The organism is Flavobacterium alkalisoli, assembly GCF_008000935.1.
Taxonomy (GTDB): domain Bacteria; phylum Bacteroidota; class Bacteroidia; order Flavobacteriales; family Flavobacteriaceae; genus Flavobacterium; species Flavobacterium alkalisoli.
Genome location: NZ_CP042831.1, coordinates 3,041,866 through 3,057,997 on the forward strand (window position 1 = coordinate 3,041,866; position 16,132 = coordinate 3,057,997).

Sequence of the window (16,132 nt, forward strand, 5' to 3'; positions counted from 1 at the left end):
TCAAATTACCCGCACCTATTTATGATTTTATTATTTTTCTATTACTTCATATATCTTCTCCAGAAGCTCATGCTGCTTAAATGGTTTAGACACATAGGCATTCATACCTAAGTCAAAACATTTTTGCTGCTCCCCTATTAATGAGTGTGCAGTAATTGCTATAATAGGAACATTATTTTTTAATTCTTCCCTTATAAATACTGTTGTTTGATAACCATCTTTTACTGGCATCTGTAGATCCATAAGGATTAGATCATACTGATTTTTAGCCAGCAAATCTATACCCTCCTGTCCGTTATTGGCAATATCAATATCAAAACCAAATCCTTTTATAATGTTTTTGGCAAGATGCTGATTAAGTATGTTATCCTCACAAAGTAGTATGGAAAGTTTACCTAAGCTTTCAACTGGCTTTTTTTCCTCAATTTTTTCTTCAAGAGTATCTGCTTCACAAATCTTATCAAAATCAAGTATAAAATAAAATTCAGAACCTTTACCTAGAGTACTCTTTACACCCAGTTCTCCATCCATAAGCTCTACAAGCTGCTTAACGATATTAAGCCCTAATCCTGTACCACCGAATCTTCTTGTAGTACTTTCCTCTGCCTGTGTAAAACGTTCAAAAATAGTATTCAGTTTATCTTCAGGTATGCCTATACCGGTATCCTTTATAGAGAACTTAAGTTTGCAGTTACCATCGTTTTCTTCAATCTTTTTTACAGAAATTGTAACCTCTCCTTTTTCAGTAAATTTTAATGCATTCCCTGCCAGATTCATCAACACCTGATTTATACGTCCTTTGTCACCTACCACAGTCTCCGGCATATGGGCGTCAAGAAACAGATTAAATTCTACATTGCTTTGAGAAGCCTTTACTTTTAAAAGATCGTAAACATGTTTAAGGGTATTCTTTAAATTAAATTGTGACTTCTCTATTACAAGCTTTCCTGATTCTATTTTTGAAAGATCAAGTATATCATTTATAATCAACAATAGGTTGTCGCCAGCTGTTTGCACATTCGTAACGAATTCCTTTTGCTTTTCATTTAATTCAGTACGTGCCAGTAAATCAGTAAAGCCTATTATAGCATTCATAGGAGTACGAATCTCATGGCTCATATTGGCCATAAAACTGTCTTTTACAAAAATAGCTTTCTCTGCAATTTCTTTTGCTTTAATCAATTCTGCTTCTACAGCTTTTCTGTCAGTTATGTCGTTTGCTATTTCTACAAATTTAAAAGGAACGCCTTTACTGTCTAAAAAAGGAACCACAACCACTTCAACCCAATACTGTTTTCCATCTTTAGTCTCACTGTTAACTTCATTTCTCCATACAGCACCTGAGCTAATTGTATTCCATAGATTAGAAAATGCCCCTGTATTTCCGTAAGCAGTTTTTGTATCCTTAATACTTTTACCTATTAATTCTTTACGTTTAAATTTTGTAATACTACATGTTGTATCATTTACAAAAGTTATTTTACCTTCTTTATCAAAAATAATAACACCTGAAGTTTCATCTAAAGCTATTTTATAACTTTCAAGTTCTCTGTTTACAGATTCCAGCTCTTTCTTTGCCATTCTGGCAACCTCTTCACGAAGGTTTGAGTTTCTTTTCCTTATTTCTAAGTTTCTTTTTCTTATTTCAACCTGATTCATTACGTGATGAGCTAAAGTTTTAAGTGCTTTACGCTGATCATCATCAATTTCTTTTACTACCGTATCAACAACACAAATTGTACCTATGTTATAACCTTCGGAAGATTTTAGAGGTACTCCGGCATAAAAGCGTACACCAAAGTCTCCCGTTACATTTGGGTTATCTTTAAATATAGGATGTTTTGTAGCGTCTGGTACTTCAACTAAATCATCCTGCATTATAACATGCTGGCAAAAGGTTTCCTCTCGGGGTAACTCAGAAACATCCATCCCTTTTTTAGCTTTATACCATTGTCTTTTTTCATCAATAAAAGACACTAAAGCTATAGGGGTCTTGTATATATAAGACGCTAAATGAACAATATCATCAAACTCCTGTTCAGAGAATGTATCTAAAATATTATAGTCATGTAAAGCTTCGAGTCTTTCTTTTTCATTAGCAGGTATAGGAAAAGCTTTTTTTTCCATTAGTGTAGGGCTTGGGTATTACTTAAACAATAAATTAAGATAAGTAAAGGTAATAAAAATGAATTCTGATTTAAAATGTTAAATCAGTAATTTATATTATATAGCTTTAATAAAAAGAAATAGGGTGCTTAGATTCTGCCCTTCAAAGCATTAAATGCCCAGGAGATAGCAAAAAAACCAATTCCTACTACAGAAAAACCTATAGCATAATCAGGATATTTTAATACTCCTAAAAGAACCAGAGCCGCACCAATAAGGAACAGTATAAATGAAGCCCACCCGAAGATGGTGTTTTTGTTCATTCCCATTTTGTTATATTATATTTATAAAGGGTTTTAGCCTGCAAATATCGTGCTTTTTATTTAATTAAATATTTTTACAAGCATCTCTTTAAGTAAATCAGCCTGAGATATGGCATTAGCCCCTACTCCTTTACTTTTTACATCTATATCACGTAAAGCATTAACTATGCTGCTAACTTTTTTCATAGGATAATTACGAAGTGCTATATCATAATCCTTCACGAAATAAGGATTAACCTTAAGCATTTTTGCAGCATTCCCGGGACTTTTATCTTTTAATCCGTGATATTGGAGTAGTTGCGAAAAGAAACCAAATACCAAACCTGTAGTCATAACCAATGGATTATCCTTAGGGTTTTGAGAAAAATGACCGGCTATTTTATATGCCTTTAACTGATCCCTCTCCCCTATGGCTTTTCTAAGTTCAAAAACATTATAGTCTTTACTTATTCCAATATTATCCTCAATACTCTTTGGAGTTATGTTGCTGCCTTTAGGAAGTATTATTAACAGCTTTTCAATCTCATTGTTAATCTTACTTAAGTCATTACCTAAAAACTCCACAAGCATTGCAGCAGCCTTGGGCTCAATTGTATACCCTTTACCCGAAAGCACTCTTTTAATCCAGTCGGCTACCTGGTTTTCATAAAGCTTTTTACTTTCATAAACCAGTCCGGCCTTATCTAAAAGTTTAGTAACTTTTTTACGTTTATCCAGAGTTTTATACTTGTAAGCAAATACCAAAACTGTTGTAGGCTGCGGATTTTGTGCATAAGCTTCAAGCTTATCAATAGTTCTGGAAAGTTCCTGGGCCTCCTTTACTATCACTACCTGTCTTTCGGCCATCATAGGGTATCTCCTGGCGCTCGACATAATATCTTCAATACTTACATCCTTACCATAAAGCACCATCTGATTAAAACCTTTCTCCTCTTCACTAAGTATGTTGTCTTCAATATATTCGGTAAGCCTGTCTATATAGTACGGCTCTTCACCCATAAAAAAATAAATGGGCTTTATGTTGCCCTGTTTTATATCGTTAACAATTTTTACTACTTCGTCCACTAAGCCTTTGTTTAGTCAAATTAATTAAAATCAAAAAAATTATACATTTGCTTTATGCAAAAGCTAAACTTTCCCAATTACACTTTCCGTTTCAAAAATAGTGAAAATAAGGTAGCCATTTTTGATGAAATACGTAAAAAATTTATTCTTCTCACACCGGAGGAATGGGTCAGGCAGCATGTGGTACATTACCTGCTTAATGAAAAAAAATACCCCAAATCTTACATAAACGTTGAGAAAGTATTAAAAATCAACGGACTCACCAAACGATATGATGTAGTGGTTTTTAATCCTGACGGAAGCATTTTTCTACTGGTTGAATGCAAAGCTCCACAAGTTACCATTACTCAAAATACGTTTGACCAGATAGCCCGTTACAACATGACCCTTAATGCTAATTATATGATGGTTACAAACGGGTTAAATCATTACTTTTGCCATATGAACTATGAACAGGAAAAATATAATTTTCTGCGAGAACTGCCTGAATTTACAATAAGCCGATGAATAATATTGCCGTTGTTATTTTAAACTGGAACGGAAAAGCACTTTTAGAAGAGTTTTTACCTTACATCATTAAATATTCTGAAAATGCAGCTATATATGTTGCAGACAATGCTTCTACCGACACCTCTATAGAGTATGTAAAAACTGCTTTTACTCAAATTAAAATTATACAGAACAAAGGCAATTTTGGCTATGCAAAAGGGTACAATGAAGCCCTTAAGGAAGTTGATGAAGAAATTTATGCTTTAGTAAACTCTGATATTGAGGTTACCCCTAACTGGCTTTTACCAATAGCCGAGTTATTTGATAAAGACAAAGAAACAGCCATAGTACAACCCAAAATACTTGACTATTACAAAAGAGATACTTTTGAATATGCCGGAGCTGCCGGTGGTTTTATTGATAAATACGGTTTTGCTTATTGCAGGGGTCGTGTTTTTGAAACTATTGAGCAGGATAATGGCCAGTACAATGACATTTCAGATATTTTTTGGGCTTCTGGCGCCTGCTTTTTTATACGAAAAAATGTTTTTTGGGAGCTTGGAGGATTTGATGAAGACTTTTTTGCCCATCAGGAAGAAATAGACCTTTGCTGGCGTGCATTTAACCAAAACTATAAAGCAAAAGTTTGTGGCACGTCTCATGTGTTTCATGTAGGCGGAGCCACACTAAAAAATACTAACCCTAAGAAGACTTTTCTCAACTTCAGGAACTCATTATGGATGATGCTTAAGAATCTTCCCACAGGCAAACTTTTCCCTGTACTATTTGTCCGACTTTTTCAGGACGGATTAGCAAGTATGCGGTTTCTTTATCAAGGCAAATTTGTCTTTTTATGGGCTGTTTTAAAGTCTCATTTTTATTTTTATTTATATCTGTTCAGATTTTTAAATAAAAGAAAATCAAAGCAGTATAAAAATTACTATAAAACAAATAGTATCGTTTACAATTATTTCGTTTTAGGTAAGAAAAATTTTAACAATAGTTTATAGACCAAAGCGTTATTATTTGCAGGAATATATATAATTTTGTTTTAAAATTTAAACTTTCTATCTTATGAGAAGAACCGTTCTATTACTATCATTGGCAGCAATGACGCTGACATCTTGTGGATCTAAAAAGAAGATTGCCGAGTTAGAAGCAAAGAACAAAGAGATCCAGGATCTATTAAACACAGCTACTATGAAGCTGAATACCTGTTTAGCCGAGAAAAATTCATTGACAGATCAGGTTGATTACCTTAAAAAGAACAACTCTGACCTTCATAATACCATGGCTACTCTTTCATCAAAAGATGCAGCCAACGTTGAAAAATCTCTTGAGATGATTAAAGAGAAAGACCTTAAAATTACAAGACTACAGGATGCTTTAACACGTAAGGACTCTGTAACACTTGCATTAGTAACTAGTATTAAAAGAGCTGTTGGTATAAACGATCCGGATATTGAAGTAAATGTTGAAAAAGGTGTTGTATATATTTCAATTGCAGATAAGTTACTATTTAAAAGCGGTAGCTATCAGGTAAGTGATAAAGCTAAAGAAGTTTTAGGTAAAGTTGCTGCAATCGTTAAAGACAAACCTAACTTTGAGTGCATGGTAGAAGGCCACACAGATAATGTGCCTATCAAAAATCCTGTACTACAGGATAACTGGGACTTAAGTGTTAAACGTGCTACATCTATCGTAAGAATACTTCAGGAAGATTTCAATATAGAACCTCAAAGATTAGTAGCTGCAGGACGCGGTGAGTATATTCCTCTTGAATCTAACGATACTGCCGATGGAAGAGCAAGAAACAGAAGAACTAGAATTTATGTACTTCCTAAAATCGATCAGTTCTATGATATGATCGAAAAAGAAATGAAAAACCAAACTAAATAATCTTTAGTTTATTACAATAAAAAAGGCTGCCGATTGGCAGCCTTTTCATTTTTAAATTAATGAGTATTCGTTTCGTTTTTGTTGTTTCCTTGTATTAATGGCTTTACTCTTCTTTGAATTACCCATAGGTATACTTAAAATCATACCGGTAATACATATTAAAAGTAAAATAACGAGCATTGAAAAATATAAAATTCCGTTTGCTGTTGACAGATCGGGAAATGCAACAATTGAGTAATAAGTTGTGGAGAAAAAAGCAATTGTCGATAAAATTAAAGTAAAAACTCTCATAATCCTTAATTTGCGTTGTGGTAGAAATTGGTTAATTGAAAAGGATTAAATTTTAAAATATTCCTTCAGTATCACATTTTTATAACAATTAGTTAGATTTTAAATATTATAAAAATTCAAAAAAGAAAAAGATCTTTTGTGGGGTCTGATTTGGTCTTACATTAGTAAAATTACAAAATTAATGTTAACACATGTTAATTACACCTAAATTTTTTGTTATTTAATTTGCTTTTTACACAAAATTTAATAAAGATTATTTATTATTTAAATAAAATGAAATAAATTCAAAGATTTTAGAATAAGCAAATAAATACTTATTTTCGTACGCGGAATTTAAACTGGTAAAATACATACTGATGAAATACGATATTATAGTTTTAGGAAGCGGTCCAGGCGGTTATGTTACTGCAATAAGGGCTTCACAACTTGGCTTTAAAGTAGCTGTTGTAGAAAAAGAGAACCTTGGCGGTATTTGCCTTAACTGGGGATGTATACCTACTAAAGCACTTTTAAAGAGTGCTCAGGTATTCGATTATCTTAAACACGCTTCAGACTACGGACTTACAGTAAAAGAGTTTGATAAGGATTTTAACGCTGTTATTGAGCGTAGCCGTGGCGTTGCCGACGGTATGAGCAAAGGTGTTCAGTTCCTTATGAAAAAAAATAAGATTGAGGTTATTTATGGCGCCGGTAAAGTTAAGGCCGGTAAAAAAGTTGACGTTACCGATAAAGATGGTAAAACAACTGAAATAAGTGCAGATCATATTATTATAGCTACAGGTGCACGTTCAAGAGAACTACCTAACCTTCCACAGGATGGTAAAAAAGTTATTGGTTACCGTCAGGCAATGACATTACCTGAGCAACCTAAATCAATGATTGTTGTAGGTTCCGGAGCTATAGGTGTTGAATTTGCTCACTTCTATAACTCAATGGGGACAGATGTAACTATTGTTGAGTTTATGCCTAATATTGTTCCTGTTGAAGACGAGGATATCTCAAAACAATTTGAGCGTTCACTTAAAAAATCAGGTGTCAAGATAATGACTAACTCTTCTGTAGAGAAAGTTGATACAACAGGTAACGGAGTTAAAGCTACGGTAAAAACATCTAAAGGAGAAGAAATCCTTGAAGCAGACATCGTCCTTTCTGCAGTAGGTATCAAATCAAACATCGAGAACATCGGTCTTGAAGAGGTTGGTATCGCTACAGACAGAGATAAAATATTAGTAAACAGCTACTACCAGACTAACATCCCGGGTTACTATGCTATTGGTGATGTTGTTCCAGGTCAGGCTCTTGCACACGTTGCTTCTGCAGAGGGTATTCTTTGTGTGGAGAAAATTGCAGGTATGCACGTAGAACCTCTTGATTACGGAAACATTCCTGGCTGTACTTATGCTACTCCTGAGATTGCTTCTGTAGGTCTTACTGAAAAACAGGCTAAAGAGAAAGGTTACCAGCTTAAAATTGGCAAATTCCCATTCACGGCTTCAGGAAAAGCAAAAGCTGCTGGTACTCCAGACGGTTTTGTAAAAGTTATTTTTGACGCTAAATATGGTGAATGGTTAGGCTGCCACATGATTGGTGCCGGTGTTACCGATATGATTGCTGAAGCTGTTGTTGCCCGTAAACTGGAAACTACAGGTCACGAAATATTAAAAGCAGTTCACCCTCACCCTACTATGAGTGAAGCGGTAATGGAAGCTGTTGCTGATGCTTATGGTGAAGTAATTCACTTATAGTAAGTAATAACGATAACAATAAAATCCGCTCTTATTCAGAGCGGATTTTTTATTTCATATATTTATATAAAAAACTAACCAAATGAAAATTAAAGCAATATTCTTTTTCCTATTTAGCTTATTCTCAATTTCATTGAGTTTTTCTCAACAAAAAGAGAATATAACTCAGTTCCCCCAAATAACAGGATATATAAATGATTTTGAAAATATTTATACCCCGGAAGAAATAAAAGAGCTTACAGAAATTATTTCCTTGTTTGAAAAAGAAACAGGAAATGAAATTGTGGTTGCGACTATCGATAATATTAGTAATTATGATAGTTTCGAAAAATATACTATTGACCTATCTAACTATTGGGGTGTAGGTAAACCTGATAAAAACAATGGATTGAGTATAATATTAAGTAAAAAACTCCGACTTGTAAGGATTAACACCGGTATAGGGACAGAAGAAGTAATTAGTGATGATTTTTGCCAACAGTTAATCAACAAACACGCTATACCTAATTATAAAGAAGGAAATTTCTTTACAGGTACAAAACTTATGCTTCTAGCTATAATAGAAGCATGGAGATAAAATATCAAACTCATACTTTCACTTATCTATAACATAGTTACCGTACATTATTTGTAAATTTACTATTGTTAAACTATAAATTGCAATATAATGGAAAGAGGAAACTACGGAAGGTTTTTACTGATGCTACTTGTTTCATTTATAGTAATGTATGCTGTAATGTATGCCAATGTAGCCAGTGAAAGTCATATATACTTCAGTCTAAACCGATTTTATATGACTATATTAATGGTTGTTCCCATGGCCTTGGTAATGTTGCTGTTTATGCAGAAAATGTATAGAAACAGAAGTAAAAACAATATCATTATCATTACAGGAGTATTATTGTTCACGGCATCATTTGTAATGTTAAGAACCCAAGCCTACATAAATGACGAGCGATACATGGAAGCCATGATACCCCACCACTCTTCAGCTATATTATCTAGTGAGCATGCAGATTTAAAAGATCCGGAAGTACAGGCTCTTTCCCGACAGATTATTGAATCTCAAAAAAGAGAGATTGAACAGATGAAGGATATTTTAAAGAGAATGGAAGATAAATAAGTCTTTGTTATTTGAGTATAGTAAAATTCATACTGTTTATACTCACTCTAAATATCATAATTTTATTATCTTGCGTTTCTTTAACAGAAAGGCTATAAATGGATAATAACATACCCGAAACTACTTCTAATAACGAAAAACAGATAACCCTGTTTCAGTCATTAATCCCAATAATTTTACTTGTCGCTTTTTTAGCACTTAACGTTTATATTTTTAAGGACAACGCTATTGGCGGATCTAATCAGTTTGTACTGTTAATGGGAGGTGCATTTGCAGCTGTAGTTGGCTTTGTGAATAAAGTCCCTTATGAAAAGATGCTTAACAAAGTGTCTAAAAACATTAAATCTACTTCGGGCGCTATTTTAATCCTTCTACTTGTAGGTTCTTTATCGGGCACCTGGCTTATAAGCGGAATAGTACCCGCGATGATATATTACGGATTACAAATACTGCATCCGGATATTTTTCTTCCGGCTTGTGTAATTATCTGTTCTATAATATCTATAGCTACCGGTAGTTCATGGACAACTTCAGCTACTGTAGGTGTAGCACTAATAGGGATAGGAAATACAATAGGCATCAATCCGGGCATGGTTGCCGGAGCAGTAATTTCGGGTGCTTATTTTGGAGATAAAATGTCTCCCCTATCTGACACAACCAATCTTGCACCTGCAATGGCAGGGACCGATTTGTTTACCCATATAAAATACATGGTCTATACAACGGTGCCTACCTATATAATTACATTAATCCTGTTTATTATTTTAGGACTAACACAAAACATGGAAGGAGCTACCGATACAGCAACAACACTAAATGCCATAAAAGAAAGTTTTACCATTAGCCCTTGGCTGTTTATTGTACCTATTATAGTAATCGCTCTAATTGTAAAAAAAACAGAACCACTTATAGCCCTGCTTATAGGGACTTTATTAGGAGCATTATTTGCTGTTATATTCCAGCCGGAACTCGTTGCTAAAATAGGCGGAGGAGATAAACTGGACTTTATTTCAGGATATAAAGGCATCATGAATTCTATTACCGTTAGAAGTTCTGTAGAAACATCAAACGAAACATTACAGGGACTTTTTGAGTCTAAAGGTATGGAAGGAATGTTAGGGACCATTTGGCTTATATTATGCGCTATGGTTTTTGGCGGTGTTATGGAAGCTATAGGAGCATTAAAGGCAATAAGCAGAGCAATGCTTAAAGTCGCTAACGGTATTTTTGGCCTTTTTGCGAGTACGGTTAGCAGTTGTATTGTACTTAATGTAACAGCATCCGATCAATACTTAGCAATTGTAGTACCCGGTAAAATGTTCGCCGAAGCTTATCGTGAAAAAGGGCTCGCTCCAGAAAACCTTAGCCGTACATTAGAAGATTCAGGAACAGTAACTTCAGTACTTGTTCCCTGGAATACATGTGGTGCCTATCAATCGAGCGTATTAGGAGTATCTACCTTACACTACCTTCCTTACGCATTTTTCAATATTTTAAGTCCGATTATGACTTTAATCTTTGCAGCTTTTAGGATTAAAATCAGACAATTAACCCAAAGAGTTGTTTCGGCATAAATGAATTCTATATTCCAATAAACATTTATGATACTTATAACTATAGTTAAAAACTATTATAATGTATTTTTGCACCGAATTAAAATTATAAACCATAAATTAATAATAGTATGTCTTTAGTAGGAAAAAAATTTCCAAACATTGCAGTTGATGCTATCTCAGAAATGGGAGACAACCTTAAAATTAACATTTTTGAAGAAGCAGTAAATAATAACAAAAAAGTACTTTTATTTTGGTACCCTAAAGATTTCACTTTTGTATGTCCTACTGAGCTTCATGCTTTTCAGGCTGCTCTTGGTGAGTTTGAAAAAAGAAACACTATTGTAATAGGTGCTTCTTGCGATACTAACGAGGTTCACTTTGCGTGGTTAAACACTCCAAAAAACAACGGTGGTATTGAAGGTGTTACTTACCCGCTTTTAGCTGATACTAACAGAAACCTTTCCAGTATCCTTGGTATTCTTGATGTAGAAACTGCAGGATACAACGAAGAAACTGATTCAGTTCTTTTAGAAGGTTCTAATGTTACTTACAGAGCTACTTACCTTGTTGACGAAACAGGAAAAATTTTCCACGAAAGCGTAAACGATATGCCTCTTGGCCGTAATGTAAACGAATACTTAAGATTAATCGACGCTTACACGCACGTACAAACTAAAGGTGAGGTTTGCCCTGCAAACTGGGAAGAAGGTAAAGAAGCTATGACAGCAGACCGTACAGGTGTTGCTTCTTACTTAAGCGTAAACTAATATAAAAATTAAAGAAGCCATGTTAAAAGAACTGGAAAAAGATAATTTGGCAGAAATCGTTTCAGGAGAGCCAATTGTAGTAGTACAATATTCGGCCGGATGGTGCGGAAACTGCAGAATCATGAAGCCAAAATTCAAAAAAATGGCTTCTGAAAATGAAAACATAACGTTTGTGATTGCTGATGCCGAGAATTTCCCGGAATCAAGAAAACTGGCGAAGGTAGACAACCTGCCTACATTTGCCACTTTTAAAAACGGGGTTCTTATTAATCAGACACAAACAAATAAAGTAGACGTTTTAACCGAATTAGTTAATGAAGTTACCAGTAATTAAGCATTTAACCCAGTTTATTGAAGATAACGACCAGGATTATATTATAGAAACCCTGGAAGTACTTGAGGCATTAACCGAAGTCCCTTCTCTTAAAGATGAAGAACTGGATGTTATAGGTGAACTTATCTCTAACCTGTATGGTGCCCTTGAGGTAAATAAAATGGTTAAGGACGGAATGGACCGCAAAGAAGCACTAAACAGCTTTATGTCGCGTGTTCTTGGTGCAATTGATAAAAATTAGGTTTTTACATAATTTACCTAAACGCTCTGTTATTACAACAGAGCGTTTTTTGTTTACTTTTGTTTAAAACAACGCTGAAAAGAATGCACATCTATATAAAAAATATGGTTTGTAACCGCTGTATTACTGCAGTTAAAAACGAACTTGAAAAACTAAATGCCAATATAAGATCTATTGATTTAGGAGAAGTAGAAATTGAAGAAGATTTATCTCCTCAAGAGCTCACAGAACTTGGTATTACGCTTAAACAATTAGGGTTTGAAATAATAAACGACAAAAAAGGCCGGCTTATAGAGCAAATTAAAAATGAGATCGTTTATGTAATTCATCATTCTGAGAGTATACTTAATACAAACCTTTCCTTTTGGCTGGCAGATAAACTCCATTATGATTATACTTATTTAAGCAACCTCTTCTCTGAAGTTGAAGGCACTACCATCGAGAAATACTTTATAGCTCAACGCATAGAAAAAGTAAAAGAACTATTGGTGTATGATGAACTCTCGTTAAGTGAAATTGCCGAAGCTATGGGATACAGCAGTGCTGCCTATTTATCGAGCCAGTTTAAAAAAGTAACAGGCTTCACCCCTACCTATTACAAGTCGGTAAAAGAAAATAAACGCAGGAAAATAGATGAGCTTTAAGCTAATACATTTTTGTTAGAAACAGCAGCTCAGCCTTAGTCTTAATATAACTATAAAACTACTTCCCTACCCAAACTCTTATAATATATTTTCTTACTTTTGTTAGCTAACAAATCTAAGAAAATGGCTAACATAACTTTAGGAGGAAATCCGGTAAAAACATCAGGTGAACTACCTCAAAACGGTACTGCAGCACCACAATTTACATTAACAGGAACAGATCTTTCATCAGTATCTCTTTCTGATTTTAAAGGTACTAAACTTGTACTTAACATCTTCCCTAGTATTGATACCGGGACATGTGCTACATCTGTAAGAAAGTTTAATGAAAAAGCATCTTCTCTGGAAAACACAAAAGTTCTTTGTATTTCCCGCGACCTTCCTTTTGCACAAAAACGTTTTTGTGGAGCAGAGGGAATTGAAAACGTAATTTCTCTTTCTGATTTTAAAGATGGTTCGTTTGGAAATAACTACGGACTTACAATTGCTGACGGACCTCTGGCAGGTTTACATTCTCGTGCAGTAGTTGTTGTTGATGAAAACGGAAATGTAAAATACACTGAACAGGTTTCTGAAATTGCTGATGAGCCTAATTATGAAAATGCTTTAGCGGCACTTTAATAATTTTCTCTTTTGATGAAGGATAACAGGTTTATTATAGGCAGGTTAAAAAGCATGGTATATGCTGCTAAGGGGGCAGTAAAACTGTTAACTACAGAGCATAGTATAATGGTACAGTTTTCTATAGGTATACTAGTAACCATCGCCGGATTCTATTTTGAAATATCAACCACCGAATGGCTTTTTCAAATATTTGCTATAGGTCTTGTTATTTCTATTGAAGGACTTAACACTGCTATTGAGAAAATAGCCGACTTCATCCATCCGCAATACAACGAACGTATCGGTTTTATAAAAGATATTGCTGCAGGTGCCGTGTTTTTTGCGGCACTTACAGCTATAGCTATCGGCATAATTATTTATTACCCTAAATTTTTCTGCTGATTTAAGGTTTTATTCTATTTTTACAATTAGGTAAGTAAATTATAAATGGCAAAAAGCAATAAAAAAGATACTGGCAAAAAAGAAGCTAAACCCACTACGGAAAAAAAGAAATTCCAACTTTCAAGACGCAATAAAGTATTGGTAGGAATTTTGTTTTTCCTTTTTTCCATAGCATTACTGCTTTCTTTTGTTTCTTATTTTTTATATGGTGATTTTGACCAAAGTGGCCTTTCTGATTTAGGAAACAGGCAGGAAAAGGTTTATAACTGGCTGGGTAAGTTTGGAGCTTACCTTGCAGACCTGTTTATATACAGAGGATTTGGTGCTGCTTCCTTTATTTTTATCCGCTTTTTCTTTTTACTGGGTTCTTACCTGGTATTAGACTTACCCGTTGGCAAACTGAAAAAAACATTATTCTGGGATTTATATCTGGTAATAATCCTTTCGGTCCTTTTTGGTTTTTTCAATCAGTATCTTCCTGAATTAGGAGGTATTATAGGTTATGAAATAAACCTTTACATGCAGGACTATCTTGCCAAGACAGGAACTCTTCTTGTTCTTATTTTCGGTTTATTCGTATTCCTTTTATTAAGGGTAAAAATATCTCCGGATGCCATTAAAACATTTTTTGAAAAAAGACAGCAGGAAAGAGAAGCTGCTGAAGAAGAAAAAAGACTACAGGAAATTGCTGCGCAGGAACAGGCACAAAACACTCCTCAAAACATAACTGTTCCTACAGTAAACAACACTTACGATACAGATGAAGAAGATGATCTGGATTTAGAAAATATAGAACTAAAGACTGTGCCTTCATCTCAATTTGAAATAAACAAGGAATCCCTTAAGCCAACTATAAGTCATTCATCAGAAATCAATCTGAATCCTAAGGTTAAAGAAGAAACTCCTAAACCTGAGGAAATACAACAGAATGAAATAATTGAAAGTAGCGACGAAAGCTTTGTTATAGAAAAATCTGCGGAAGAAGACGTTGTAGAAGAAAATCTTGCTGCAAAACTTGTTCAGGATTTTGGAGAGTTTGACCCTACCCTGGACCTTTCCAATTATCAAATGCCATCAATTGAGCTTCTAAGAGAATACTCTTCAGGAGGTATAACTATTAATCAGGCAGAACTTGAAGAAAATAAAAACCGTATTGTAGAGACTCTTAAAAACTACAAAATTGACATTGCTCAAATTAAAGCAACTGTTGGCCCTACGGTTACATTATATGAAATAATACCGGAAGCCGGTATACGTATATCAAAAATTAAAAGTCTTGAAGATGATATTGCACTATCACTTTCGGCTTTAGGAATACGTATTATCGCTCCTATTCCGGGTAAAGGAACCATTGGTATTGAAGTACCCAACAAGACCCCTACTATGGTTTCCATGAAAAGTGTAATAGGTTCTCCTAAGTTCCAAAATGCGGAAATGGAATTACCTATAGCTTTAGGTAAAACCATATCTAATGAGACTTTTGTGGTAGACCTTGCCAAAATGCCTCACCTTCTTATGGCCGGTGCTACAGGACAGGGTAAATCGGTAGGTTTAAACGCAGTGCTTACCTCATTACTATATAAAAAGCATCCTGCCGAAGTTAAATTTGTACTTGTAGACCCTAAAAAGGTTGAGCTTACTTTATTTAATAAAATCGAAAGACATTATCTGGCCAAGCTTCCTGATAGTGAAGACGCGATTATAACTGACAATACAAAGGTTATCAACACATTAAACTCATTATGTATTGAAATGGACAACCGTTATAACCTTTTAAAGGATGCAATGGTTAGAAACATTAAAGAATACAACGATAAGTTTAAACAAAGAAAACTTAATCCTGAAAACGGACACCGTTTCCTTCCTTACATAGTACTTGTAGTTGACGAGTTTGCCGACCTTATAATGACAGCTGGTAAAGAAGTAGAAACTCCTATTGCCCGTTTGGCACAGCTAGCACGTGCTATTGGTATTCACCTTATTATCGCTACACAAAGGCCGTCGGTTAACGTAATTACAGGTATTATTAAAGCGAACTTCCCTGCAAGGATAGCCTTTAGGGTAACATCTAAAATTGACTCCAGAACTATTCTTGACAGTCAGGGTGCTGATCAGCTTATAGGTCGAGGTGATTTGCTTTATACTCAGGGTAATGATCTTACTCGTGTACAATGTGCTTTTGTAGATACGCCGGAAGTAGATAAAATAACCGAATTTATAGGTTCGCAAAAGGCATATCCTGATGCTTATCAACTTCCTGAATATGTAGGAGAAGAAAGTGGCACTAATCTTGATATAGATGTATCTGAGAGAGACTCTATGTTCAGGGAAGCCGCAGAAGTTATTGTTACAGCCCAACAAGGTTCAGCATCATTACTTCAGCGTAAATTAAAACTTGGGTACAACCGTGCCGGAAGGCTTATCGACCAGCTGGAAGCAGCGGGTATTGTAGGTCCTTTTGAAGGCAGTAAAGCCCGTAATGTTTTAATTCCTGACCTTACGTCGCTGGAACAATTTTTTAAGAATGAAGAAAACAACTTTTAA

17 protein-coding genes are annotated in these 16,132 nt (G+C 34.7%); 14 read left to right on the plus strand and 3 right to left on the minus strand.

The genetic code is table 11. The features are described from left to right. Positions 1 to 30 precede the first annotated feature (30 nt). The 3 genes from FUA48_RS13920 to holA all read right to left on the minus strand — a co-directional run bounded on the left by FUA48_RS13920 (position 31) and on the right by holA (position 3,494). Positions 31 to 2,127 carry an ATP-binding protein gene (locus tag FUA48_RS13920; RefSeq protein WP_147584090.1) on the minus strand — a complete coding sequence of 699 codons (2,097 nt, stop codon included), beginning with the start codon at positions 2,125 to 2,127 and terminating at the stop codon, positions 31 to 33. Positions 2,128 to 2,255: 128 nt separating this feature from the next. Continuing rightward, positions 2,256 to 2,435, minus strand: coding sequence for a CAL67264 family membrane protein (locus FUA48_RS13925; RefSeq protein ID WP_129749810.1), 180 nt, complete (start codon positions 2,433 to 2,435; stop codon positions 2,256 to 2,258). 54 nt (positions 2,436 to 2,489) lie between these two features. Next, on the minus strand, positions 2,490 to 3,494 hold the full coding sequence (holA, locus tag FUA48_RS13930) for a DNA polymerase III subunit delta (protein WP_147584091.1): 1,005 nt from the start codon (positions 3,492 to 3,494) through the stop codon (positions 2,490 to 2,492). Between the two features lie 54 nt (positions 3,495 to 3,548). Between holA and FUA48_RS13935 the strand changes: the two genes are divergently transcribed. The 14 genes from FUA48_RS13935 to FUA48_RS14000 all read left to right on the plus strand — a co-directional run bounded on the left by FUA48_RS13935 (position 3,549) and on the right by FUA48_RS14000 (position 16,132). After that, on the plus strand, positions 3,549 to 4,001 hold the full coding sequence (locus FUA48_RS13935) for a type I restriction enzyme HsdR N-terminal domain-containing protein (RefSeq protein WP_147584092.1): 453 nt from the start codon (positions 3,549 to 3,551) through the stop codon (positions 3,999 to 4,001). Further along, positions 3,998 to 4,993 carry a glycosyltransferase family 2 protein gene (locus FUA48_RS13940; protein ID WP_147584093.1) on the plus strand — a complete coding sequence of 332 codons (996 nt, stop codon included), beginning with the start codon at positions 3,998 to 4,000 and terminating at the stop codon, positions 4,991 to 4,993. The genes FUA48_RS13935 and FUA48_RS13940 overlap by 4 nt, the downstream gene beginning before the upstream one ends. Positions 4,994 to 5,057: 64 nt before the next feature. Continuing rightward, on the plus strand, positions 5,058 to 5,882 hold the full coding sequence (locus FUA48_RS13945; protein ID WP_147584094.1) for an OmpA/MotB family protein: 825 nt from the start codon (positions 5,058 to 5,060) through the stop codon (positions 5,880 to 5,882). A gap of 647 nt (positions 5,883 to 6,529) precedes the next feature. Continuing rightward, complete coding sequence (gene lpdA / locus FUA48_RS13950; RefSeq protein ID WP_147584095.1) at positions 6,530 to 7,918, plus strand: dihydrolipoyl dehydrogenase; 1,389 nt, start codon at positions 6,530 to 6,532, stop codon at positions 7,916 to 7,918. A gap of 82 nt (positions 7,919 to 8,000) precedes the next feature. Then, positions 8,001 to 8,495 (plus strand): TPM domain-containing protein, encoded by a 495-nt coding sequence (locus FUA48_RS13955; RefSeq protein WP_147584096.1) that lies wholly within the window; start codon positions 8,001 to 8,003, stop codon positions 8,493 to 8,495. A gap of 90 nt (positions 8,496 to 8,585) precedes the next feature. Further along, on the plus strand, positions 8,586 to 9,041 hold the full coding sequence (locus tag FUA48_RS13960) for a DUF305 domain-containing protein (protein WP_147584097.1): 456 nt from the start codon (positions 8,586 to 8,588) through the stop codon (positions 9,039 to 9,041). Positions 9,042 to 9,139: 98 nt separating this feature from the next. Beyond that, positions 9,140 to 10,615, plus strand: a complete 1,476-nt coding sequence (gene nhaC / locus FUA48_RS13965) for a Na+/H+ antiporter NhaC (protein ID WP_147584098.1) — start codon at positions 9,140 to 9,142, stop codon at positions 10,613 to 10,615. A 110-nt stretch (positions 10,616 to 10,725) separates the two neighbouring features. After that, a complete protein-coding gene (locus tag FUA48_RS13970; RefSeq protein ID WP_129749801.1) occupies positions 10,726 to 11,364 on the plus strand; it encodes a peroxiredoxin in 639 nt (212 codons plus the stop codon). Positions 11,365 to 11,383: 19 nt separating this feature from the next. Next, positions 11,384 to 11,698, plus strand: a complete 315-nt coding sequence (locus FUA48_RS13975; RefSeq protein ID WP_147584099.1) for a thioredoxin family protein — start codon at positions 11,384 to 11,386, stop codon at positions 11,696 to 11,698. Further along, positions 11,679 to 11,939, plus strand: coding sequence for a DUF6952 family protein (locus FUA48_RS13980; RefSeq protein ID WP_147584100.1), 261 nt, complete (start codon positions 11,679 to 11,681; stop codon positions 11,937 to 11,939). The genes FUA48_RS13975 and FUA48_RS13980 overlap by 20 nt, the downstream gene beginning before the upstream one ends. 83 nt (positions 11,940 to 12,022) lie before the next feature. Beyond that, entirely contained in the window at positions 12,023 to 12,583 is a 561-nt protein-coding gene (locus FUA48_RS13985; RefSeq protein WP_147584101.1) for a helix-turn-helix domain-containing protein, read from the plus strand. A 123-nt stretch (positions 12,584 to 12,706) separates the two neighbouring features. Then, the gene (tpx, locus tag FUA48_RS13990; protein ID WP_147584102.1) at positions 12,707 to 13,204 is read left to right on the plus strand and encodes a thiol peroxidase; all 498 of its coding nucleotides are present in this window, start codon (positions 12,707 to 12,709) and stop codon (positions 13,202 to 13,204) included. Between the two features lie 15 nt (positions 13,205 to 13,219). Next, positions 13,220 to 13,588: a diacylglycerol kinase family protein gene (locus FUA48_RS13995; RefSeq protein ID WP_147584103.1), complete on the plus strand. Its 369-nt coding sequence runs from the start codon at positions 13,220 to 13,222 to the stop codon at positions 13,586 to 13,588. 45 nt (positions 13,589 to 13,633) lie between these two features. After that, positions 13,634 to 16,132: a DNA translocase FtsK gene (locus FUA48_RS14000; protein ID WP_147584104.1), complete on the plus strand. Its 2,499-nt coding sequence runs from the start codon at positions 13,634 to 13,636 to the stop codon at positions 16,130 to 16,132.